Annotated in this window: 23 protein-coding genes; 4 read left to right on the top strand and 19 right to left on the bottom strand. The window is 49.0% G+C overall.

Going from position 1 to position 20,418, the window contains the following annotated elements:
* Window positions 1–67: 67 nt before the first annotated feature.
* Window positions 68–637 carry an RNA polymerase sporulation sigma factor SigK gene (gene sigK / locus HDCHBGLK_RS17915; RefSeq protein WP_025643054.1) on the bottom strand — a complete coding sequence of 190 codons (570 nt, stop codon included), beginning with the start codon at window positions 635–637 and terminating at the stop codon, window positions 68–70.
* A 187-nt stretch (window positions 638–824) separates the two neighbouring features.
* Here sigK and HDCHBGLK_RS17920 point away from each other — a divergent pair, with 187 nt between their 5' ends.
* The 3 genes from HDCHBGLK_RS17920 (at window position 825) to HDCHBGLK_RS17930 (ending at window position 4,181) form a co-directional block, all read left to right on the top strand.
* Complete coding sequence (locus HDCHBGLK_RS17920; protein ID WP_009248645.1) at window positions 825–2,093, top strand: ATP-binding protein; 1,269 nt, start codon at window positions 825–827, stop codon at window positions 2,091–2,093.
* Entirely contained in the window at window positions 2,090–2,947 is an 858-nt protein-coding gene (locus HDCHBGLK_RS17925) for a response regulator (protein ID WP_004604756.1), read from the top strand. Before HDCHBGLK_RS17920 ends, HDCHBGLK_RS17925 begins: the two co-directional genes overlap by 4 nt.
* 187 nt (window positions 2,948–3,134) lie before the next feature.
* Window positions 3,135–4,181 (top strand): PTS sugar transporter subunit IIC, encoded by a 1,047-nt coding sequence (locus HDCHBGLK_RS17930; protein ID WP_009248647.1) that lies wholly within the window; start codon window positions 3,135–3,137, stop codon window positions 4,179–4,181.
* Window positions 4,182–4,286: 105 nt separating this feature from the next.
* Here the strand turns inward: HDCHBGLK_RS17930 and HDCHBGLK_RS17935 are convergent, their stop codons facing one another.
* The 8 genes from HDCHBGLK_RS17935 to mtaB form a co-directional block, all read right to left on the bottom strand.
* On the bottom strand, window positions 4,287–5,516 hold the full coding sequence (locus tag HDCHBGLK_RS17935; protein ID WP_004604753.1) for a peptidase U32 family protein: 1,230 nt from the start codon (window positions 5,514–5,516) through the stop codon (window positions 4,287–4,289).
* 22 nt (window positions 5,517–5,538) lie between these two features.
* Window positions 5,539–6,183, bottom strand: a complete 645-nt coding sequence (locus tag HDCHBGLK_RS17940; protein ID WP_004604752.1) for an O-methyltransferase — start codon at window positions 6,181–6,183, stop codon at window positions 5,539–5,541.
* 87 nt (window positions 6,184–6,270) lie between these two features.
* On the bottom strand, window positions 6,271–7,938 hold the full coding sequence (locus HDCHBGLK_RS17945; protein ID WP_004604751.1) for a ribonuclease J: 1,668 nt from the start codon (window positions 7,936–7,938) through the stop codon (window positions 6,271–6,273).
* A 2-nt stretch (window positions 7,939–7,940) separates the two neighbouring features.
* Window positions 7,941–8,423: a Fur family transcriptional regulator gene (locus HDCHBGLK_RS17950; protein ID WP_004604750.1), complete on the bottom strand. Its 483-nt coding sequence runs from the start codon at window positions 8,421–8,423 to the stop codon at window positions 7,941–7,943.
* A 5-nt stretch (window positions 8,424–8,428) separates the two neighbouring features.
* On the bottom strand, window positions 8,429–8,689 hold the full coding sequence (locus HDCHBGLK_RS17955) for a DUF1292 domain-containing protein (RefSeq protein WP_004604749.1): 261 nt from the start codon (window positions 8,687–8,689) through the stop codon (window positions 8,429–8,431).
* Between the two features lie 22 nt (window positions 8,690–8,711).
* Complete coding sequence (gene ruvX, locus HDCHBGLK_RS17960; RefSeq protein WP_004604748.1) at window positions 8,712–9,137, bottom strand: Holliday junction resolvase RuvX; 426 nt, start codon at window positions 9,135–9,137, stop codon at window positions 8,712–8,714.
* A gap of 5 nt (window positions 9,138–9,142) precedes the next feature.
* Window positions 9,143–9,406 carry an IreB family regulatory phosphoprotein gene (locus HDCHBGLK_RS17965; RefSeq protein ID WP_004604747.1) on the bottom strand — a complete coding sequence of 88 codons (264 nt, stop codon included), beginning with the start codon at window positions 9,404–9,406 and terminating at the stop codon, window positions 9,143–9,145.
* 57 nt (window positions 9,407–9,463) lie between these two features.
* Window positions 9,464–10,747, bottom strand: coding sequence for a tRNA (N(6)-L-threonylcarbamoyladenosine(37)-C(2))-methylthiotransferase MtaB (gene mtaB / locus HDCHBGLK_RS17970; RefSeq protein WP_004604746.1), 1,284 nt, complete (start codon window positions 10,745–10,747; stop codon window positions 9,464–9,466).
* Window positions 10,748–10,893: 146 nt separating this feature from the next.
* Between mtaB and HDCHBGLK_RS17975 the strand changes: the two genes are divergently transcribed.
* Window positions 10,894–11,124: an HPr family phosphocarrier protein gene (locus HDCHBGLK_RS17975; RefSeq protein WP_009248649.1), complete on the top strand. Its 231-nt coding sequence runs from the start codon at window positions 10,894–10,896 to the stop codon at window positions 11,122–11,124.
* A gap of 66 nt (window positions 11,125–11,190) precedes the next feature.
* On the opposite strand, the gene thiI is transcribed toward HDCHBGLK_RS17975, so the two are convergent.
* The 10 genes from thiI to HDCHBGLK_RS18030 all read right to left on the bottom strand — a co-directional run bounded on the left by thiI (window position 11,191) and on the right by HDCHBGLK_RS18030 (window position 20,373).
* A complete protein-coding gene (gene thiI / locus HDCHBGLK_RS17980) occupies window positions 11,191–12,372 on the bottom strand; it encodes a tRNA uracil 4-sulfurtransferase ThiI (protein WP_004604744.1) in 1,182 nt (393 codons plus the stop codon).
* A 39-nt stretch (window positions 12,373–12,411) separates the two neighbouring features.
* Window positions 12,412–13,569 (bottom strand): cysteine desulfurase family protein, encoded by a 1,158-nt coding sequence (locus tag HDCHBGLK_RS17985; protein WP_004604743.1) that lies wholly within the window; start codon window positions 13,567–13,569, stop codon window positions 12,412–12,414.
* Window positions 13,570–13,614: 45 nt separating this feature from the next.
* Window positions 13,615–14,352: a 16S rRNA (uracil(1498)-N(3))-methyltransferase gene (locus HDCHBGLK_RS17990; protein WP_004604742.1), complete on the bottom strand. Its 738-nt coding sequence runs from the start codon at window positions 14,350–14,352 to the stop codon at window positions 13,615–13,617.
* A gap of 4 nt (window positions 14,353–14,356) precedes the next feature.
* Window positions 14,357–15,316, bottom strand: a complete 960-nt coding sequence (gene prmA / locus HDCHBGLK_RS17995; RefSeq protein ID WP_004604741.1) for a 50S ribosomal protein L11 methyltransferase — start codon at window positions 15,314–15,316, stop codon at window positions 14,357–14,359.
* A gap of 18 nt (window positions 15,317–15,334) precedes the next feature.
* Window positions 15,335–15,901 (bottom strand): manganese efflux pump MntP, encoded by a 567-nt coding sequence (locus HDCHBGLK_RS18000; RefSeq protein ID WP_009248653.1) that lies wholly within the window; start codon window positions 15,899–15,901, stop codon window positions 15,335–15,337.
* A 78-nt stretch (window positions 15,902–15,979) separates the two neighbouring features.
* Window positions 15,980–16,855 (bottom strand): glycoside hydrolase family 25 protein, encoded by an 876-nt coding sequence (locus tag HDCHBGLK_RS18005; RefSeq protein WP_004604739.1) that lies wholly within the window; start codon window positions 16,853–16,855, stop codon window positions 15,980–15,982.
* A 14-nt stretch (window positions 16,856–16,869) separates the two neighbouring features.
* Entirely contained in the window at window positions 16,870–17,829 is a 960-nt protein-coding gene (add, locus tag HDCHBGLK_RS18010; RefSeq protein ID WP_004604738.1) for an adenosine deaminase, read from the bottom strand.
* Window positions 17,826–18,173, bottom strand: a complete 348-nt coding sequence (locus HDCHBGLK_RS18015; RefSeq protein WP_009248656.1) for an arsenate reductase family protein — start codon at window positions 18,171–18,173, stop codon at window positions 17,826–17,828. The genes add and HDCHBGLK_RS18015 overlap by 4 nt, the downstream gene beginning before the upstream one ends.
* 127 nt (window positions 18,174–18,300) lie before the next feature.
* Window positions 18,301–18,729 (bottom strand): IS200/IS605 family transposase, encoded by a 429-nt coding sequence (tnpA, locus tag HDCHBGLK_RS18020; RefSeq protein ID WP_004605464.1) that lies wholly within the window; start codon window positions 18,727–18,729, stop codon window positions 18,301–18,303.
* A gap of 141 nt (window positions 18,730–18,870) precedes the next feature.
* Window positions 18,871–20,373 (bottom strand): AAA family ATPase, encoded by a 1,503-nt coding sequence (locus HDCHBGLK_RS18030; protein ID WP_004605708.1) that lies wholly within the window; start codon window positions 20,371–20,373, stop codon window positions 18,871–18,873.
* Between the last annotated feature and the right edge of the window lie 45 nt (window positions 20,374–20,418).

A 20,418-nucleotide genomic window follows, 5' to 3' on the forward strand; every position in this document is an offset into this window, starting at 1 on the left:
CGTAATACATTTATATTTCTATTGTAATAGATGTATTACACTAATGCAAGCAAAAACTGCGCAAGTATCAAAAATACTCGCGCAGTTTTTCAATGGCACTCTTTTCGATTCTCGAAACATAAGAACGAGAGATGCCTAACTGTTTAGCAATCTCCCGCTGCGTATACTCTTCTTCGTTATACAGTCCATACCGCATCTTAAGTACCAGCCTCTCTCTGGGCGACAGTTCCGACTCCACCCGGTAATACAGCATCCGGATATCGTCTCTTAGTTCCACCTTCTTGTGCGCGTCATCCTCTTCTGTCTCTATAATATCGAAAAGCTGGATCTCGTTTCCTTCCCTGTCGGTTCCGATCGGCTCATACAGGGAGATTTCTCTGGAAGATTTCTTTTTTGCCCGAAGATGCATGAGAATCTCGTTTTCGATACATCTGGCCGCATAAGTGCCAAGCCTGACACATTTATCGGGGTTAAATGTGACGACCGCCTTAATCAGGCCAATTGTGCCGATAGACAGCAGATCCTCCGTATCCTCTTCGAAAGACTGATACTTTTTCACGATGTGTGCAACGAGGCGCAGATTCCGTTCTATCAGAATATGTTTCGCTTCAAGATCACCCTCCGTATATTTTTGCATATAATATCTTTCTTCCGCAGCAGTGAGGGGTTGGGGAAATGATTTCAAGAAAAGCACCTCTAAGCGTATTTGATATAGTCTATGTGAAGCGCGGTCTTTTTGTGCTTTTCCATTAAAATTTCTCTATACAAAACACTGGAAAGAAGTTATATTAGGTATAGAAAATAATTGTGGATTGAGGTATGTCATGAAAAAAACACTGGGGAAAGTCCTCTTTTTCAGTTTGCTCATCATACTGGCGGCTCAGCTGAGCATGAATCTTTTTATTGCGGATTTTAAGATTTCCATCGCCGTCATCTGTGTCCCGGTATTTCTCTTTCTGACCGAAGGGTTTCCACTGATACTGGTTACCATCTGCTCCGCAATCGGCGTATTTGCCTTGCGGACGCTCATGTACTGGTTCCAATATGCAAGCCTGGATCATACGGCCTTCTTTCTTCCGGAAGCAGGATTCTATATCTGTTATGGGCTTCTTCTCTTTGGCTGCACCCGGATTCTGAAAGGAACATTCCTGAATAAGAATCTGGCCGTGATTCCACTGATCTTTATCGACTATGGAGCCAACCTGGCAGAACTGCTCCTTCGGATCCGGACGGATGCCTTTGAGCCAAAGGCACAGGCAGGAATCCTGCTGGTAGCCCTCCTTCGGACCGCAGTCATCTGGTGCATCCTGACCATATTCGAGCGCTATCGTCTTCTGCTGCTCAAGCAGGAGCATGAAGAAAGATACCATAGGCTTTTGATGCTGATCTCGAAGCTAGACGGAGAAGTCATATGGATGCGTAAGAATACGGCGCTGATCGAAGAGACCATGCGTACATCCTACAAATTATTCGAAAACCTGAAATCTTCCGGAGCAGAACCTGGACTTACGTCCTCTGCTCTGTCCGTGGCCAAAGACATTCATGAGATCAAGAAAGAATATCTGCTGATTATGCGTGGGATATCAGAAGCACTGGATGAAGAACTGAAAAGCGATGGCATGCATCTGGAAGAACTGCTGCTTCTTCTAAAGGACGCCATGGCGCTCGTCGCCAAAGAGCAGGATAAGGAACTTCTTCTTACGCTGGAATACGCAGATAATCCTTATACAGACAGGCATTATGCATTGATGTCCATCTTCCGCAACCTGTTCATCAATGCCATTGAGGCAGCGGCGGGTCAAAAGGTTCGGATCGCGCTTGCCGAGGCGTCCCAGGGCGCAGATTATATCTTTTCCGTTACAGATTATGGGGCTGGGATCGAGCCGGATTATATGGACCAAGTCTTTCATATCGGCTTCTCCACTAAGATTAATTACGCTACCGGGGAGGTAAACCGGGGACTGGGCCTGAATCTGGTGCAGGATCTGGTAGAAAACAGCTTCAGCGGGCACATTGCGCTGGACTCCCGTCCCGGAAAGACTACGTTTACCATTACCATTCCCAAAGAACAACTGGAGGTGACAGCAACATGAATTTTTATCTGATTGATGATGACCCAAATATTCTGAACATATTAAAATTAATTATAACCAACCGGAGGCTGGGCATCGTCTGCGGCACCGGAAGCACCGGCATCGAAGGCCTGGAAGACATACGCGTCCTGAAGCCGGACATCGTGATCGTGGATCTTCTGATGCCAGAGATGGACGGCATCTCCTTCGTAGAAAAAGCACGCCCGCTCCTTGATGGGACTGCTTTCATCATGCTCTCTCAGGTATCTTCCAAGGATATGATCTCTTCCGCCTACGAGGCAGGCATTGAATTCTTCATCCAAAAGCCGATCAACAGCGTGGAGGTTGAGACGGTGATCCAAAAGGTCTCCTCTTCTCTGACGATGCAAAGAACCCTGCATAAGATGCAGAATATCTTCATGGAAGACCTCCATCCCCAGCCAGGCAGGAATACCGAAGATCCTGCATCGGCTTTCTCCGAGACATCCTCTGCCCTTACCGCCGTGCTTCAGCGGCTGGGCATCATCGGTGACATCGGGTGCAAGGATATTATTACTATCGTGGAATATCTGACCAGCCGTCCGGGACAGATGAACGAAGCCACTTTGAATGAACTGTGCAGCAAATTCAGCGATTCTCCCAAATCCATGGAGCAGCGCATCCGCCTTACCGCCAATGCCGGCCTGGTAAACCTGGCCCACCTTGGACTCGAGGATTATGGCAACGAGATATTTATCGAATACGCAAACACGCTCTATAACTTCGAGCAGGTGCGCCGGGAGATGGATTATATCCGGGGCAGGAGCGAGAAGCATGGAAACGTGAAAATCCGTAATTTTCTGAATGCCCTGGTGGTCTATAGCATGAATAACTAGCCTTATCCTCCGTAATAATTAACAGTATCATTGATTCATTTTTGTGAATTATCACAAAATTTCAATGATACTTATTTTTTTTGCGTCTGTCCTGATACCATTTGTAACTTTTTGAAACCTGGCATATATATTAATCCCATCAATAACGGACCTGAATTATTAATAAAAGAAATGTGAGGGAATGCTTATGTTAACAATTGTATCTGGAGTCGGGCTTCTTTTGGTGACGCTGGCAGGTTTCTCCCTGTTCAGCCTGAAGATGCCCAAGGGCCAGCTTGCCATGTCGGGTATGGCAAACGCTGCCATCGCAACGTTTCTCGTCGAAGCTGTGCACAAATATATTACCGGAGATCTGCTGGGGCTTGACTTCTTTCGCACGGTCGGCTCTACTTCCGGAAGCCTTGGCGGCGTAGCCGCCGCAATCATGGTGCCCATCAGCATGGGAACCAGCCCCGTCCTTGCCGTCGTGGCCGGGGTTGCCGTAGGCGGTTATGGAATCCTTCCGGGATTTATTGCCGGATATGTAATCGGGCTGATCGCCCCGGTTATTGAAAAGAGATTGCCGGAGGGCTTAAATATCATCGGAGGCGCGCTTCTGATCGCCCCCATGGCACGTTTGATCGCTCTGGCCGCAGATCCGGCTGTAAACGTCATTCTGGCGCGTATCGGAGGCACGATCGCCGCTGCCACGGAACAGTCCCCCATCGTCATGGGATTCCTGCTGGGCGGCATCATCAAGATGATCTGTACCTCCCCGCTAAGCTCTATGGCGCTGACCGCTATGCTGGGCCTTGACGGGCTTGCCATGGGAATCGCCGCCATCGCGTGCGTAGGAGGCTCCTTTACCAACGGACTGATATTTGCAAGGTTAAAATTAGGAGACAGGAGTAATATCTTAGCTGTAATGCTGGAGCCACTGACACAGGCCGACATTATTACATCCAATCCTATTCCTATATATTGTTCCAATTTCTTTGGAGGCGGATTGGCCGGGATTTCTGCCGCAGTCTTCCACATCGTGAATAACGCGCCTGGAACTGCATCCCCGATACCAGGACTTCTGGCGCCGTTCGCATTCAACCCCCCAACCCAGGTGCTGCTGGCCGTGTTCTTTGCCGTAATCGGCGGCTGCGCGGCCGGCCTGGCCGGAAGCATGGTCTTTTGCAAAAGGATACAGGTTCCAAAGGCCGATTCCTTGGCATCAAAAGATGCCGGAATGGAACTGGAATTCTAATCACAGCTTATGCCGCGCTTTTTCGAACAGCGCGCGAAAATACGGGCCTGCAAAGCGCTATGTCTTTGCAGGCCCTGATTCTGCCGTTACTTTATATCTTTCCGTTTATGATTCCGCTCTTCTAAGGATGTCGTACTGGCTGGCTTCATGATCCAGTTCCACATACAGTACTTGCTTCGGATGAGGGGCGCTTTCCTGCTCATTTCCTTCCTCATCTACAATTCTCTGAACCGCCGTCTCGATGTTTTGTCCGTCCGGCTTCATGATCTCGATCGTCTCGCCCACCGAGAACTTGTTCCTCTGCTCGATCCGGTACAGGCCATCCTTTTCGCCGCCGATGATCCCAAGATAAGTATACTCCTTCACATAGGTATTGCTGTCATAGATCTGGCTTTCATCCCCCGGCTTTCCAAAATAGAAGCCTGTGGTAAACTGGCGGTAGGTACAGTTGGATATCTGATCCAGATACCAGGGCATGTTCTTCTGGTAGCGCTGCACATCGGCAAGGTAATCGTCGATGGCCTTACGGTAAGTCCTGGCTACCGTAGCCACATAGAGCGCCGTCTTCATGCGGCCTTCAATCTTGAAACTGTCGATCCCCGCCTCGATCATCTCCGGGATATGCCCGATCATGCACAAGTCCTTGGAGTTAAAGATATACGTTCCCCGCTCATTTTCGTAGACCGGCATATACTCTCCCGGCCTGGTCTCTTCCACGACCGCATACTTCCAGCGGCAGGGATGGGTGCAGGCGCCCTGGTTCGCGTCCCTGCCCGTAAAATAATTGCTGAGCAGGCACCTTCCCGAATAGGAGATGCACATAGCGCCGTGGATAAAACTTTCAATCTCCATCTCTTCCGGGATGCGATCCCTTATCTCCCTTATCTCCTTTAAGGACAGCTCCCTCGCGGATACCACGCGCTTTGCGCCTTGCTTCCACCAGAACAGATAGGTTCCATAGTTGGTATTGTTAGCCTGGGTGCTGATATGGCGCTCGATTCCGGGACAGATGTCTTTCGCCATCTGGAAGATGGCAGGATCAGCAATGATCAGCGCATCCGGGCCGATCTCTTTTAACTCTTTCAGGTATTCTTCCACTCCCGGAAGATCATCATTGTGGGCCAGGATATTTACCGTCACATGAACCCTCGCGCCATGGGCGTGGGCAAACGCGATTCCCTCCTTCATATCCTCCATAGAAAAATTCTTGGCTTTGGCCCGCAGGCCAAATGCCTCGCCGCCGATATATACGGCATCAGCGCCGAAAATAACTGCCGTCTTTAATACTTCCAGGCTGCTGGCCGGGATTAGTAATTCCGGGCGTCCTCTTCTCATTGTTCCTTCTCCTATCGCTGTGTTATTTCTTCCTTACACTGAGGGCCACTCCATCCCCCAGTGGAAGGATGGAGGTCTGAAGCTGCTCATTGTGCTTCAATTCATAAAGATACTCCCGCATGCGGCTGTGAATGGTCCGGTTGCGCCGCTCCACGGCAAACCTGGACTCTATCACGTCCCCGTCCTGAAGCACGTTGTCCGACATCAGCACGCCTTCCGGCGCCAGAAGCCGGATGGCCTCCGGCAGATAATGGATATACTGTCCCTTGGCCGCGTCCATGAAGATAAAGTCAAAAGGCCCCTCAAGGGACTTCATGATATCCAGCGCATCGCCTTCCAGCAGCGTGATCCGGTCCGCAACAGCGGCCCTGCTAAAATTCTCCCGGGCAATGGGAATCCTCTTTTCATATTTCTCAATCGTCGTGATCCGTCCATCCTCCGGCAGATAATGGCTCATAAGTATGGCTGAATAGCCGATTGCAGTTCCCACCTCCAGAACACGCACCGGCTTTTTTATCAGCAGCAGTACTTTCAGGAAACTCTGGGTTTCCTTGCGGATGATCGGAACAAAAGTCTCGATGGCTTCCTGCTCGATCTGCTCGATAATCGGATCTTCCGGCTTCTCCAGGGAATGGATGTAAGTTACCATCCGCTCGTCAACTATCATTTCGGGCTACCTCTTTCCTTTCTTTTACATACCGCCAATCGCAATTTGGGACGTAACACTGTCAAAATGTTACGTCCCCTTTTTATTTTATACATCCATAATAATTGGCAGTATCATTGGTTTTCTCTTGGTACGCTTCCAGATGAATTCATTCATGGTATCGCGGATTACCAGCTTGATCTTGCTCCAGTCAGCATTGCGCTGATGCATCAGGCAGTCTTCCACCGCATCCTGCAGCACCTGTCTTGCCTCTTCCATCAGCCCTTCGGACTCCCTTACATAGACGAATCCTCTGGATACGATATCCGGTCCTGCCAGCAGCTGGTTGCTTCCCTTTTCCAGGGTCAGCACCACGATCAGGATTCCGTCTTCTGCCAGATGCTGCCTGTCCCGAAGCACGATATTTCCAACATCGCCTACGCCTAAGCCATCCACCAGGATCTCTCCGGTATGGACCTTGTCCACTACCTTGGCCTCTTTATCGCTGACTTCAAATACATCTCCCGAGTTCAGGATAAAGATATTCTCCTTTGGAATTCCCAGGTTCTCGGCAAGAGCCGCATTGGCTTTCCTGTGGCGGTACTCGCCATGGATCGGGATCGCGTATTTGGGCTTTACCAGGGAATAGATCAATTTCAATTCTTCCTGGCAGGCATGTCCGGATACATGGGCATCCTGGAAGATGACGTTTGCTCCTTTGGCTGACAGTTCATTGATTACCTTGGATACGGATTTCTCGTTGCCCGGGATCGGGTTGGAACTGAATATTACCGTATCTCCCGGCATGATGGTCACCTTCTTATGCACATCCGCCGCCATGCGGGATAATGCCGCCATGGATTCTCCCTGGCTTCCCGTCGTAATAAGAACCGTCTTCTCCGGCGGGTAGTTCCTAAGCTGGTCTATCTCGATCAGCGTCTTGTCCGGCACGTTCAGATATCCCAGTTCCCTGGCTACCTGAATGATATTTACCATGCTGCGCCCTTCTACCACCACCTTGCGGTCGTACTTGCAGGCTGAATTGATAATCTGCTGCACGCGGTCGACGTTTGACGCGAACGTGGCTATAATAATCCTGGTATTCTGGTGTTCTGCAAAAATATGGTCAAATGTGATTCCCACCGTGCGTTCGGACTGGGTAAATCCCTTCCTCTCCGCATTCGTACTATCTGACATCAGCGCCAGCACGCCCTTCTTGCCGATCTCCGCAAAACGCTGCAGATCGATGGCGTCGCCGAATACCGGCGTATAATCTACTTTAAAGTCTCCTGTATGCACGACGATTCCGGCCGGGGAATAGATTGCCAGAGCCGCTGCATCCTGGATGCTGTGGTTTGTCTTGATAAACTCGATCCGAAACTGGCCCAGGTTAATGGACTGGCCGTGTCTGACCACTTTCCTTCTGGTGCTGCGCATCAGGTTGTGTTCCGTCAGTTTCTTCTCGATAATACCCATGGTAAGCTTTGTGGCATAGATTGGAAGGTTCATCTCCCTCAATACATAAGACAATGCTCCGATATGGTCTTCATGTCCATGGGTAATGACGAATCCCTTGACCTTCTGGATATTGTCTTTCAAATAAGTGATATCAGGAATCACAAGATCGATTCCCAGCATGTCGTCTTCCGGGAATGCCAGTCCGCAGTCCACGACAATAATACTGTCTTCATATTCGAAGGCAGTGATGTTCATTCCGATTTTTTCCAATCCTCCGAGCGGAATGATACGCAATTTTCCGTTGTTTTCTTTTTTCAAATTTACACCTCCACGTGCTTTTCCGTACTATTTTGCCTCTCCAGGCATTCTTTGCATTGTCCATAGAACTTTAATTCGTGGTCTAACACATGGAATCCGGTAGCGTCCTCAATATGACGCTCCAGCTCGTCCAGAAGGTCATCCTTAAAAGGAAGAACCTTTCCACAAGTCTTGCATATCAAGTGGTGATGATGGTGATGCCTTTCTTCCCCATCGAAGAATTCCCCGATCTCGTAACGCACGCATCCATCATCAAGATTGATACGATCCACCAATTGCATTTCTAATAACAATTGCACAGTCCGGTAAATTGTGGCCAGCCCGATCTCCGGGTAGTCCTCTTTTACCAGGTCATAAATGTCTTCCGCAGTCATATGCCTGTCACGGTGATCTGCGAGCACTTCTAATACAAGCAACCTTTGATTGGTTACCTTAAGACCCTTTTCTTTCAGCATTTCCTTGAATTTCTCTTTACTGATAGACATAAGTTTTACCTTTCAATATCTACATCTTCAAGCAGTTCCTCAAACACCTTCGCTATGGCTGTCAGTTCCACATCATCGTCTACGATCTCATAGACGCTCTCAGGCGCGTTTTCCTCCGATGTATCCTTTAATATCAGACATTCCGCATCGTCTTCTTCCGAATCCGTGACCAGAATATAGGATATTCCATTTACCTTCGTCTGCTCAAGTACAAAAAAATCTACTTCTTCCTGCATTTCTTCAGACATGAATTTAATTTTTTCCATATAAACACCTCAAGAATGATTCTTAGTTCTTGCAGATCGAGTCCAGATATCCTTGCAATATAAAAACTGCCGCAATTTTATCAATATATTTTTTGCGGTCTTCACGTCTTACCTTATTCTCAATTAAAGTCCGTTCTGCTTCTACCGTAGTCAGACGCTCATCCCACATCACGACCTCAAGGCCGGTTCGCCGGCTAAGCATCTTCCCAAACTCCAATGATCTTTCCGCTCGATCTCCAATATCGTTATTCATATGCTTCGGAAGGCCGAGTACAATCCGCTCCACCTTGTACTCCTCGATCAATGTTTCGATCCGCGCACAGGTTTTCCGCAGCTTATTCTCGTCCTTACGGCAAATAGTCTCTATTGCCTGGGCAGTAATCCCGAGTGGATCGCTGATTGCGACTCCTACGGTCTTAGATCCATAATCCAGTCCCATAATTCTCATAGATATTATACCCAGCCGTTATGCTCAATATACGTCTTGAGCATCTCTTCCACTAATTCATCCCGTTCCATCTTCATAATCAGGCTTCTCGCGCCGTTGTGGCTTGTGATATATGTCGGGTCTCCTGACATAATATATCCCACAATCTGATTCACCGGATTATATCCTTTTTCACTCAGCGCCTTGTACACAATCTCAAGTATATCTTTCGCTTGAATCTGTGGACCGCTTTCTACCTGAAAAAACTGAGTGCTGCTTAAATCTTTCATATACTCACGTCCTCCAAAAATACTTCAATTTCATTCTACCTTATTACAAATGAAAATTCAATGTAATATTTGCAAATGGCTCTCAATTTCTACATTTATCAACTGATTTGTCAGGTTTTCCTCCGTTTTTTGACCAATTTTTACATATTCTTTCGTATGTCCCACCTGATATATTTCTCCCTGGCAGATCATCTCCTCTTCCATCAGCACTTCCTGGGTGGTTCCAACCAGCGCTTCTTCATAGGACGCCTGCTTCCTTCTCGTCAGTTCCAGGAGTTCATTGCTCCTTACCGCCTTCACGCTTTCCGGCACCTGTTCCTCCATCTGCGCCGCCCGGGTTCCCGCCCTCTTGGAATATTTGAACACATGGGTCTCATAGAAGTCCACTTTATCAATGAATGCCTTGGACTGCGCGAATTCTTCCTCCGTCTCTCCCGGGAAGCCCACGATCACATCGGTGGTCAGCGCGGGATTGTCGAAATACTTGCGCAGCAATACGCATTTTTCATAATATTCTTCCGATGTATAATGCCGGTTCATACGTTTCAGCGTCGCATCGCACCCGCTTTGCAGGGACAGGTGGAAGTGGGGGCACATCTTTGGAAGGCCTGCGATGGTCTTTGCAAATTCCTCCGTGATAATCCTGGGCTCAAGCGACCCCAGACGGATTCTGCGGATTCCTTCTATCTCATGGATAGAGAGGATGAGCGACAGCAGGTCATCACCGGTATCCACCCCATAGGAACTTAAGTGGATGCCTGTAAGCACCACCTCTTTATATCCATTCCTGGCAAGTTCCTCTACCTCCCGTATCACGCTGTCATGGCTGCGGCTTCTGACCCTTCCCCTCGCGTAAGGAATGATGCAGTAAGAGCAGAACTGGTTGCAGCCATCCTGCACCTTGATATATGCCCTTGTATGTTCCGCCGTCTGGCTCAGGCGCAGTTCCTCGTACTCATTGATATTGTTGATGTCTACCAGTTCCTTCTGTACGCCTTCCTGCATTGCCTCATGCTCGCTCAATATCTCTATAATATCCTTCTTCCGGTTATTTCCCACCACAATGTCTATACAGTCATCAATCTCATCCCTTTTTGCCTGCACATAGCAGCCGCAGGCAACCACGACAGCCCCGGGATTCATCTTCCTGGCCCTGTGCAGCATCTGCCTGGACTTACGGTCAGCCATATTCGTTACCGTGCACGTATTGATGATATAGACATCCGCGCCCTCCTTAAAAGGCACGATCTCATATCCATGCTGTTCAAGCAACTCCTGCATGGCTTCTGTCTCGTATGCATTTACTTTGCACCCCAGATTATGTAAGGCTACTTTCTTCATATCCTGTTCCAATCCTTTCTATGCACCTTGTTGTAACATTTAACGAAATTCTTACGAATTCTTTGGCAATTTGTTCCTTGACTTTTATCCCCCTTGCTCTTAAGATATTTATAGAACATGAAAAGAAACCAAGGAGGGTATGTCCAATGAAATCAGTACAGATTTGTTTAAATTCTATCGATAAGGTAAAATCTTTTGTAAATGATATTTCAAAATTTGACTGCGATTTTGACTTAGTATCCGGCAGATATGTGATAGACGCAAAGTCTATCATGGGAATCTTCAGCCTGGATCTGTCCAAGCCGATTGAACTCAACATCCATGCAAATGATGGTGCAGAAGAAGTTCTGGCAACATTACAGCCATATTTAGTTTAATTTATTTGTTTGATTGAAAGAAAAGGGCCATCCCCTAACTTGACAGGGACTGGCCCTTTTTCTTTTCTATTTCACCTCTATGACTTCCACCGTATCGATGGCTTCTCGCACCAACTGTTCAATCTTTTCCGCCAGTTTTTCTTCCGATCTTCGGATCACGTCCACATTCGGCTTGGTTACCGGATGCTTTGCCACAAAAATGGTACAGCAGTCCTCAAATGGCTGGATCGAAGTCTCATAAGTCCCGATCTTTTCCGCAATGTCAACAATCTCCTGCTTGTCAAAGCCAATGACCGGACGGTACACCGGGACGGTGCACACGTCATTGGTAGCCGCAAGGCTCTGCATGGTCTGGCTTGCCACCTGCCCGATGCTCTCTCCCGTAATCAGTCCCAGGCATCCGTCCTTCTTTGCAAAATGCTCCGCAATCCGCATCATATAACGGCGCATGATGATCGTCAGTTCATCGTGGGGGCACTGGTCATAGATATAGAGCTGGATATCCGTAAAATTCACGACGTGCAGTTTCACGGACCCGGAATATCTGGATACGATCCTGGCCAGATCCACCACTTTCTGCTTGGCGCGCTCGCTTGTATACGGCGGCGCATGGAAATACGTAGCCTCGATCCCCACGCCCCTTTTTGATATCATATAGCCTGCCACCGGGCTGTCGATTCCGCCGGACAGAAGCAGCATGGCTTTTCCATTGGTGCCTACCGGCATTCCGCCCGCGCCTGGAATAATCTGTGAATACACATAGACCTCATTTCTGATCTCCACATTCAGCATCACATCCGGATGATGGACATCCACCTTCGTCTCCGGAAATGCTTCCAGAATCACTTCTCCCAGATCGCAGTTGATCTCCATGGAGGTCTTGGGATAAGTCTTCCTGGCACGTCTCGCCTCTACCTTGAACGTCAGGTTCTTATCGGGGTACATCTCATCCATATACGATACGACGTCTTCTTTGAGTTTCTCAAACCCCTGGTCTTCCATACGCACTACCGGACAGATTCCTACGATGCCGAACACCCGCTTCAGGTGCTCCACCGTGTCCTCATAGTCGTAATCGCCCTCGCAGTCCACATAGATTCTGGCCTGGGACTTGTGCACGTCAAACTGGCCGTCCACGTCCTTAAGGGCAAACCGTATCTGCCTGACAAGCGCATCTTCAAACAGATACCGGTTCTTTCCCTTAATTCCAATCTCTCCGTACTTTAACAAAAATGTGTGAAATCTCATCTTATCTATTCTCCTAATCTAATCTTCCTACAGATTCTTTTAGCGTCTGGTATATTTTCGAAGCATCGGTACTATATTATATAGTGTATCCAGGGTATAGTCAATCTCTTCACGGGTTGTAAATTCTGACATGCTGAATCGCAATGTGGCATCTAAGAATTCCTGCCTTGCCCCGATTCCTTTCAGGACACCGCTTACCTGCGGATGGTTCGAGGAGCAGGCCGAGCCGGAAGATACATAGATTCCCTTTTCTGCCAGCGCATGGAGAAGCACCTCGCTTCGGATTCCCCCGAATCCTACGCTGATAATGTGAGGCGCGGATGTCTCATCATACAGCCCATGGATCGTGGTGTTCTCAATCTGGCCAATGCCCTCGATAAAATGCTGCTTAAGCCTGCGCATCTTAGCCACCTTCACGTCCAGATCCTGGTAGATGGTTCTGGCTGCCAGGGAAAGCCCTGCAATCCCCGGAACGTTCTCCGTTCCTGAGCGGATATTCTTCTGCTGCTCCCCGCCAAATACGATCGGCTTGATCTTTACATTTTCTCCAATATATAATGCGCCCGTTCCTTTCGGACCATGAATCTTGTGGCCGCTGATGGAACACATATCTACCTTCAGCCTCTTCGGATAGATGCGGTATTTGCCAAATCCCTGCACCGCGTCCACATGGAACAGGATGTTCCTGTTATAGGCCTTCACGATGCTGGCAGCCTCCTGGATAGGCTGGACGGAGCCCACTTCATTGTTGACGTACATGATGGATACCAGGATGGTATCTTCGCATAATGCATCCTTCAGGGCATCCAGCTTCACCCTTCCATACCGGTCCACCGGCAGGAAGGTGATACGGAATCCTTCTTCTTCCAGATAGCGCATGGTATTGATAATAGCCGGATGCTCAATGGAGGTCGTGATCAGATGCTTTCCTGCCCTCTGATTGGCCCTTGCCGCGCCAATCAGCGCAAGGTTGTCGCTCTCTGTCCCACCCGAGGTAAAGAATACCTCTTTTTCCTGCACCTTCCAGATCTTTGCCAGAGTCTCTTTCGCCTCTTTTATATACTGCTCCGCTTCCACGCCTTTCGTGTGCCTGGAAGACGGGTTTCCATAATCTTCGCACATGACCTTTCGCACCAGTTCGCCCACGCTGTCATACGCCCGGGTGGTGGCGGAATTGTCCAGATAGATTTCTTTCATGCTTTCCACTTCCTATTTCTATATTCTTACTACTAGAGTATGTTCCTACCCTTCCAGGCGGAACATTAAGATGGATAATATGGCAAGCCCCGCCGTCTCTGTGCGCAGGATCCTCCTGCCAAGCGTGATTGCCTTGGCCCCTTGACGGATGGCCGCATCGACCTCTTCCTTTTCGAATCCGCCCTCCGGTCCGATAAAGATTCCTACAGACTGTCCCTGCGCAATGGATGCTACCACTTTTCTGGCCTCCTCCATCCCTTCCGCCAATTCATACGGAATCAAAAGGACGTCCAGCTCTCCGGCCTTTTCAAGCGCCTCCTGGTAAGACAGGACGGAAGATACCTGCGGGATGTATCCCCGGCCGGCCTGCTTGGCCGCGCTTTCAGCAATCTGCTGCCATCGCTGCAACTTCTTTGCGGCCTTCTTTTCATCCAGTTTTACCACCGACCGCCTGGTGGCCACCGGCACCACCTGGCTTGCCCCCAGTTCCACCGCCTTCTGCACGATCAGTTCCATCTTATCCTGCTTAGGCAGTCCCTGGAACAGGATAATGCGGCAGGGAAGTTCTGTATCCACCGGCATTCTCTGCTGTATCGCAAGGACCGCGCGGCCTTCTTCATACCCTTCGACCACGCACCGATATTTCAGATTGTCGCCGTCGCTGATTGCTACCGCCTCTCCCGGACGCATGCGCAGTACGTTCTTCATATGATTCACATCCGAGCCTTCAATATAGATCCTCTCACCCTCCACCTGGGAAGGCGTTACAAAAAAATGCTGCATCTTGCTACTCCTGATTCTTTCTGGCTGTTACGGATACCCACTCCCCCTGGTGGTTCACTTCCAGCACTTCAAGGCCTGCCGCCTTCACTGCCTGGACCACCGTCTCTTCCTTATCTTCGATAATTCCACTGGTAATGTAGATTCCGCCGGGCTTCATCTGATTCACGATGACTGGCGTAAGCGGTACCAGCACGTCTGCCAGGATATTTGCCGCCACGATGTCGTATTTTCCATACCCTGCCTTATCCTGTACGGCCTTGTCGTCGATAATGTTGCCAATCATGACCTCGTATTGGTCTTTTCGGATTCCGTTGACCTCCATATTCTCATGGGTCGCGTCAATCGCGCATGGATCCAGATCCGTACCCACGGAATACCTGGCTCCGAACTTCAGCGCCAGCATTCCCAGAATGCCGCTTCCGCAGCCTACGTCCAGAATCATCGTATCATCTTTCACATACTTTTTGAGCTGGCGGATGCATAACTGCGTAGTCTCATGCATGCCTGTCCCGAACGCGGTACCCGGATCTATATGGATCACCAGCTTGTCGCTGTCCTTTTCCTCTACCTTTTCCCAGGAAGGGATGACGAGAATATCATCGATGTAGAACTGGTGGAAATACTGCTTCCAGTTGTTGACCCAGTCCACATCCTCCGTCTGGGATTCCTCGATAACGCACGCTCCTACATCCAGATAAGCGCGCATCTTATCCAGTTCCTTCCTTATGTTCAAAAGGATCGTTCCCTTATCCTCTTCTTCGTCCAGATAGAAGGTCAGATAAGCCGTGCCGTCATCCGCCGGAATATCCGGCAGGATGTCCACGAACATCTGCTCCTTATCTTCCTTCGTAAGAGGCACCTTGTCCTCAATCTGCACGCCCTGGATTCCCAGATCCATCAGCATGCTGCTGACGATGTCTTCCGCCTGCGTCGTCGTCTTTAGCCGAAACTGATTCCACTTCATAATTCGTCCCCTTTCATCTTATATCATGCCCAGATGGTCCAGCAGGATCTTGCATCCCATCAGTATGAGGATGACGCCTCCTGCCAGTTCTGCCTTGGACTGGTATTTCGTCCCAAATATATTGCCTATTTTAACACCTGCCACGGATAAAGTAAATGTAATTGCCCCAATAAAACTTACCGCAGGCACGATCTCCACCTGCAGGAAGGCAAATGTCACCCCTACCGCCAGAGCGTCGATGCTGGTTGCGACAGCCAGTCCCAGCATGGTCCTGACATCCAGAGACGCATCCGCGTCCTGGCACTCATCGCAGGAGCCAAACGCCTCCCGTATCATATTGGCGCCGATAATTCCCAGCAGGATAAAAGCGATCCAATGGTCTACCGAAGTAATCACCTCTTTAAACTGGACTCCCAGAAAGAAGCCTATCAGCGGCATCAACGCCTGAAACGCGCCAAAATATAATCCCACGATCCCAGCCTTGCCCCATGTGCAGCGCTTCATCGCAAGGCCCTTACAGACGGATACCGCGAACGCATCCATGGAAAGCCCTACTGCTATCAGGAATAATTCTATAATATTCATGTTCTCTCTCCTAACCTTTTTCTCCTGGCGGAACAAAGAATGTGCCCTGCGCATTCTCGCGCCGTCAGCGGCCATCTACTATGAGCCAAAATTTTCAAAGCAGAGGTTCAGATCTACATTTCCTTCGATTCCCGGCACCTTTCCTTTTTCCGTATACTGCCACATGGAAAATTCATAAGGGCACTGGGGGAGGGGCTCATAATCCGCATACCATTTCTTATATCCTGCCAGTTCGTTCAAATCAAGCGTAAAAGCCATCCATTTCATATTGGCATAGATCATTGTCTCATACCCGGCCTCCTTTACCGCATCACAGAATGTGACGCAGTTTGCGGTGAACTGCTCTTTTTTCAGATGATCTGTCCTGGCTTCCTCATTTTTGATTTCTTCAGTATCGAATACCACCGGATAAGTGACAGCGTAAGGCCGGATTCGTTCCAGTACGAACTGCGCCTCTTCATAAGCCTCTTCTTTGTCTACCGCCTGTGAGAAGAAATAGACTCCCACGTCAAGGCCTGCCGCAAGCGCGCCTTCCATGTGGCTTTTGAACATGGCGTCCTCCACAAGTCTTCCTTCCTGTCCGTATCCCCGAAAGCCTACGCGTATGATCGCGAAGTCTATGCCGCTTGCCTTCACCTTGCTCCAGTCCACGGATGGCTGATATTCGGACACGTCTATCCCGGCCTTAGAGAGAATGTTTCCCGCTTCGTCCGTATAGTGCTGGTATCCGTCTTTCTTTTTTATTCGCTTCAGATCGTATGTATTTTTCGGCACCGCTTCCAGAAGTTCGGCCTCATACTGCTGCCCCAGCACATCTACAAACTGGTAGACCTCCTTGTTTCCATCCGCCTGGTCTTTCGCTTCTTCCTTCTTATCCGTGTTCTGGCACCCTGCCGCAAGCAGGGCGGCCAGTAATACAAACATTGTCTTAATCCATCTCTTTTTAATCATCATGACCCTTCTATTTGTTACGCTTCAAAAGCCGCAAAATGAGCATTGGCAAGCAGTTGTTCTGCTTCCGCTTCCGTCAGCCCATAAGAATCTGCCAGGTATTGGAATTCCTTCCCTACCCAGGTGTCTGATACCGTCATATTGTCGCTGTTTACCGTCACCGTGATCCCCCGCCTCAGATAGGTTCTCAAGGGATAATCAGCTATATTCTCTACTGCCTTGGTCTGTAGATTGCTGATGGGGCACATCTCAAGAGGAATCTCCCTGCTTGCCAGCAGTTCCATCAGTTCCTCGTCCTCAATCGCCCGGACCCCATGTCCAATCCTGGCAGCGCCGAACTCTACCGCCTTGCGGATGCTGGCAGGACCCGCCGCCTCTCCTGCGTGGATGGTAAAGGGAACCCCAAGTTCCCTGGCAAGCGCAAATTCTTCCTCGTAATCTGCCGTGGGAAACAATGCTTCCGCCCCCGCCAGGTCAACGGCCGCCACTCCTCTGCCCAGATACCTGGAAGCCAGACGCACCGTCTGAAGGTTCGCTTGCTTATTATCCTGTCCCCGCATGCAGCATAGAATCGTCCGCAGCCGGATATCGCTGTCTTCCTGCGCCTTAGCAAGCCCTGAGAGCACCGCTGCAACCGCTTTTTCCTGGCCCATGCCTTTCTGGCAGTGCAGCTGCGGGGCAAAGCGCACCTCGGCATAACGCAGCCCCTTTTCCTTAAGGTTCACGCCCAGATCCCTTGCGGCCTGGTACAATCCTTGTTCCATCTGCAGAACCTTCAGCAAAGTGTCAAAGCATCCCAGATACTCGTTCAAACTTTTACAGTCCATCCCAGCGCAGATATAAGGCTTTAATCCATCCGCCGTATCTGCCGGAAGCCTGATTCCTTCTTCCTTCGCAATCCGCAATATGGTCTCTGCCGGCAGGGAGCCATCCAGATGAAGATGCAGATCTATCTGTCCAAACTTTGACATATTCATAGAAGTTCTTCCCATTCCTTTTCTTTAAAGCCTGTCAGAACCGTATCCTGTGTCACAAGAATCGGGCGTTTTACCAGCATGCCGTCCGAAGCCAGTATCTCATACTGCTCTTCTTCTGTCATCTGGGGCAGACGTTCTTTTAACTTCTGCTCTTTGTACAGCATGCCGCTGGTATTAAAGAATTTCTTAAGCGGCAGATTGCTCTTTTCATGCCACTCTTTTAATTCTTCCTTGGTTGGATTCTGAATCTTAATGTCTCTTTCTTCGAACTCCATTCCCTTCTCCTGAAGCCATTTCCTGGCTTTCTGGCAGGTCGTGCATTTTGGATAGCATACGAATAACATCTGTACATTCCTCCTTCTTTCTAAGTTACAACCACCACTTCAAGTGGTGGTTTAGCCTTAGCCCTCCAAAGGGCTATTGTTACTGCTCGCCCCGAAGGGCGGTATCGCAAGCACTTTTACTGGTCCGCTATAAAGCGGCACCTCTTGAATCTTCTTTTCTTGAATCCTCTGCTTGCTCTTTAATATACTTCTGTACTGCTTCGTCTGTAATATTACCAATTGTTTCTACGTAATACCCTCTTGCCCAAAATGCCTTATCCCACTTACTTTGTAATTCGGGATGCCTATCATATAGCATTAATGTACTTTTTCCTTTCAAATATCCCATGAAATCTGATATACTGATTTTAGGTGGAATCGCTACACTTAAATGTACATGATCATCGCATACTGCTCCTGCTACTATTTCCACATTTTTATAGCGGCATAAGATGCTAAGTATTTCTCGTACATCAACTTTCAATTTCCCATATAACACTTTCTTGCGATACTTAGGTATAAAAACTACATGGTACTGGCATTTCCATCTTGTGTGTGATAAACTTTTATTGTCCATAAGGACCACCTCCTATGTTTGAGTTTGGCTTGCGATACCATTCTCATTGTATCATAGGAGGTTTTTTATTGATATCATACACGCTTCTGCTTACTCCATTCTCCCCAGCATAGCTGGGGGATTAGGATTTTCATTTAAACTTTATTTCAGCGCCGTGTTCAAATCCTGCTCCACTTCATCCAGTTCCTCGAGGATCTCCTGCTGCTGCTCGTCAAACAGCAAGCGCTTATTGTAACGGTAATATTTGTCGCAGTCGTTTTCCTTCAGGAATTGGATGCTGTAATAATTAGTGTTCAATTCCGTTACAAAGGCCACCATCTCCTGGCTGTCTCCAAAAGCATCCTCCATAAAATCAAAGGCATGCTCAAGCGCATTTCCCGCCTTCTCGATCATCCGCTCCCTCTCGCCCGTCTCTTTCGTAAATTCTTCCTTCACCCGGTCAAATGCCGCCTCTTTATCAAGATGTTCCGCCTTCGCCAGCTGGCGGTATCCCTCCAGGGTATCGGAGACTTTTCTTCGGATGCGGTCTTCCTGCCTGGTCAGCTGCTCCGCCTTTCTTAAGCGTTCATAGGTTTCTGCAAACTCCCGGATCGCGCCCGCAAAATCCAGATCCTCTTTATAACGGCGAAGGACATCGTATAGAATTGTTACATAACGATCCGAGACATAGCACTCCTTGAACAAGCCTCCCAGCTGGCCTAGCAGCATGTTGACCACGCTCAGGCGCTCATCGAAGGATGCGTATCTTAACTTCTCCAGCATATCTTTGTCATAATAGCCTTCCAGTATCTTCTCCAGGCCATAATCCTTTTTATACTTCTCATATAATTCCAGATAATTCGCGAAATCCTTTGCAATCTTCCAGTGCTGGATATACTGGTGCACCACTTCCCGGTCTGCCTTCTTATGGAGCGCCTCGTAAGACTTCAGAAGCTGCGACAGGTCTTCCCATCCTCTGGCCGTTGCAAACATCTTGCCGTCTACCGTAGTTTCGATGCGGTAGAAATGGTCTCTTCGTATCTCCAGATAAGAGAGAATGGCCGGATGAATCTCTGCCTGATAAGCATATTCCTTCCAAACATCATAATTTTCTTCCACATCTATCTTCTTAATCCGATCCAGCGTCACCACGTCAAAATCCCTTACCGACTTATTATACTCCGGAGGATTGCCCGCGGCAACGATAATCCAGCCTTCCGGCACCTTCTGGTTTCCGAATGTCTTGCACTGCAGGAATTGGAGCATGGTAGGCGCCAGCGTCTCGGATACGCAGTTGATCTCGTCGATAAACAAGATGCCTTCCGCAATCCCGGTGGCCTCGATCTTTTCATAGACGGACGCGATGATCTCGCTCATCGTATATTCCGTCACGGAATACTGCTTTCCGCCAAAAGTCTTTTCCCGTATAAACGGAAGCCCGATGGCGCTCTGCCTGGTGTGATGCGTAATGGTATAGGCGACCAGGCCAATCTGGCACTCCTTGGCAATCTGCTCCATAATCTGCGTCTTCCCGATTCCCGGAGGCCCCATCAGCAGGATCGGGCGCTGGCGGATTGCCGGTATCATATAGTCCCCATAGGCGTCTTTTTTAAGATATGCCTCTATGGAATCTTTAATTTCCTTCTTCGCTCTTTTTATGTCCATGGTCTTGTAATCCTTTCTCTTCTTCCTTCCCCAGTCTCTGGCGGC

It is taken from the genome of [Clostridium] scindens ATCC 35704, assembly GCF_004295125.1.
In the GTDB taxonomy this organism is placed as follows: Bacteria; Bacillota; Clostridia; order Lachnospirales; family Lachnospiraceae; genus Clostridium_AP; species Clostridium_AP scindens.

What these genes read in the sequence shown, in the direction of transcription:
- HDCHBGLK_RS17935 (WP_004604753.1), bottom strand. Translation starts at nt 5,516, where the DNA reads ATGAGAAGAGGACGCCCGGAATTACTAATCCCGGCCAGCAGCCTGGAA.
- HDCHBGLK_RS18000 (WP_009248653.1), bottom strand. Translation starts at nt 15,901, where the DNA reads ATGAATATTATAGAATTATTCCTGATAGCAGTAGGGCTTTCCATGGAT.
- HDCHBGLK_RS17925 (WP_004604756.1), top strand. Translation starts at nt 2,090, where the DNA reads ATGAATTTTTATCTGATTGATGATGACCCAAATATTCTGAACATATTA.
- HDCHBGLK_RS18005 (WP_004604739.1), bottom strand. Translation starts at nt 16,855, where the DNA reads ATGATGATTAAAAAGAGATGGATTAAGACAATGTTTGTATTACTGGCC.
- HDCHBGLK_RS17975 (WP_009248649.1), top strand. Translation starts at nt 10,894, where the DNA reads ATGAAATCAGTACAGATTTGTTTAAATTCTATCGATAAGGTAAAATCT.
- HDCHBGLK_RS17940 (WP_004604752.1), bottom strand. Translation starts at nt 6,183, where the DNA reads ATGATAGTTGACGAGCGGATGGTAACTTACATCCATTCCCTGGAGAAG.
- HDCHBGLK_RS17930 (WP_009248647.1), top strand. Translation starts at nt 3,135, where the DNA reads ATGTTAACAATTGTATCTGGAGTCGGGCTTCTTTTGGTGACGCTGGCA.
- ruvX (WP_004604748.1), bottom strand. Translation starts at nt 9,137, where the DNA reads ATGAGAATTATGGGACTGGATTATGGATCTAAGACCGTAGGAGTCGCA.
- HDCHBGLK_RS18015 (WP_009248656.1), bottom strand. Translation starts at nt 18,173, where the DNA reads ATGTTATTCGTATGCTATCCAAAATGCACGACCTGCCAGAAAGCCAGG.
- HDCHBGLK_RS17955 (WP_004604749.1), bottom strand. Translation starts at nt 8,689, where the DNA reads ATGGAAAAAATTAAATTCATGTCTGAAGAAATGCAGGAAGAAGTAGAT.
- HDCHBGLK_RS17985 (WP_004604743.1), bottom strand. Translation starts at nt 13,569, where the DNA reads ATGAAAGAAATCTATCTGGACAATTCCGCCACCACCCGGGCGTATGAC.
- HDCHBGLK_RS17965 (WP_004604747.1), bottom strand. Translation starts at nt 9,406, where the DNA reads ATGAAAGATTTAAGCAGCACTCAGTTTTTTCAGGTAGAAAGCGGTCCA.
- thiI (WP_004604744.1), bottom strand. Translation starts at nt 12,372, where the DNA reads ATGAGATTTCACACATTTTTGTTAAAGTACGGAGAGATTGGAATTAAG.
- HDCHBGLK_RS17920 (WP_009248645.1), top strand. Translation starts at nt 825, where the DNA reads ATGAAAAAAACACTGGGGAAAGTCCTCTTTTTCAGTTTGCTCATCATA.
- prmA (WP_004604741.1), bottom strand. Translation starts at nt 15,316, where the DNA reads ATGAAGTGGAATCAGTTTCGGCTAAAGACGACGACGCAGGCGGAAGAC.
- HDCHBGLK_RS17990 (WP_004604742.1), bottom strand. Translation starts at nt 14,352, where the DNA reads ATGCAGCATTTTTTTGTAACGCCTTCCCAGGTGGAGGGTGAGAGGATC.
- add (WP_004604738.1), bottom strand. Translation starts at nt 17,829, where the DNA reads ATGAATATGTCAAAGTTTGGACAGATAGATCTGCATCTTCATCTGGAT.
- HDCHBGLK_RS18030 (WP_004605708.1), bottom strand. Translation starts at nt 20,373, where the DNA reads ATGGACATAAAAAGAGCGAAGAAGGAAATTAAAGATTCCATAGAGGCA.
- HDCHBGLK_RS17950 (WP_004604750.1), bottom strand. Translation starts at nt 8,423, where the DNA reads ATGTCTATCAGTAAAGAGAAATTCAAGGAAATGCTGAAAGAAAAGGGT.
- tnpA (WP_004605464.1), bottom strand. Translation starts at nt 18,729, where the DNA reads ATGGACAATAAAAGTTTATCACACACAAGATGGAAATGCCAGTACCAT.
- sigK (WP_025643054.1), bottom strand. Translation starts at nt 637, where the DNA reads ATGCAAAAATATACGGAGGGTGATCTTGAAGCGAAACATATTCTGATA.
- mtaB (WP_004604746.1), bottom strand. Translation starts at nt 10,747, where the DNA reads ATGAAGAAAGTAGCCTTACATAATCTGGGGTGCAAAGTAAATGCATAC.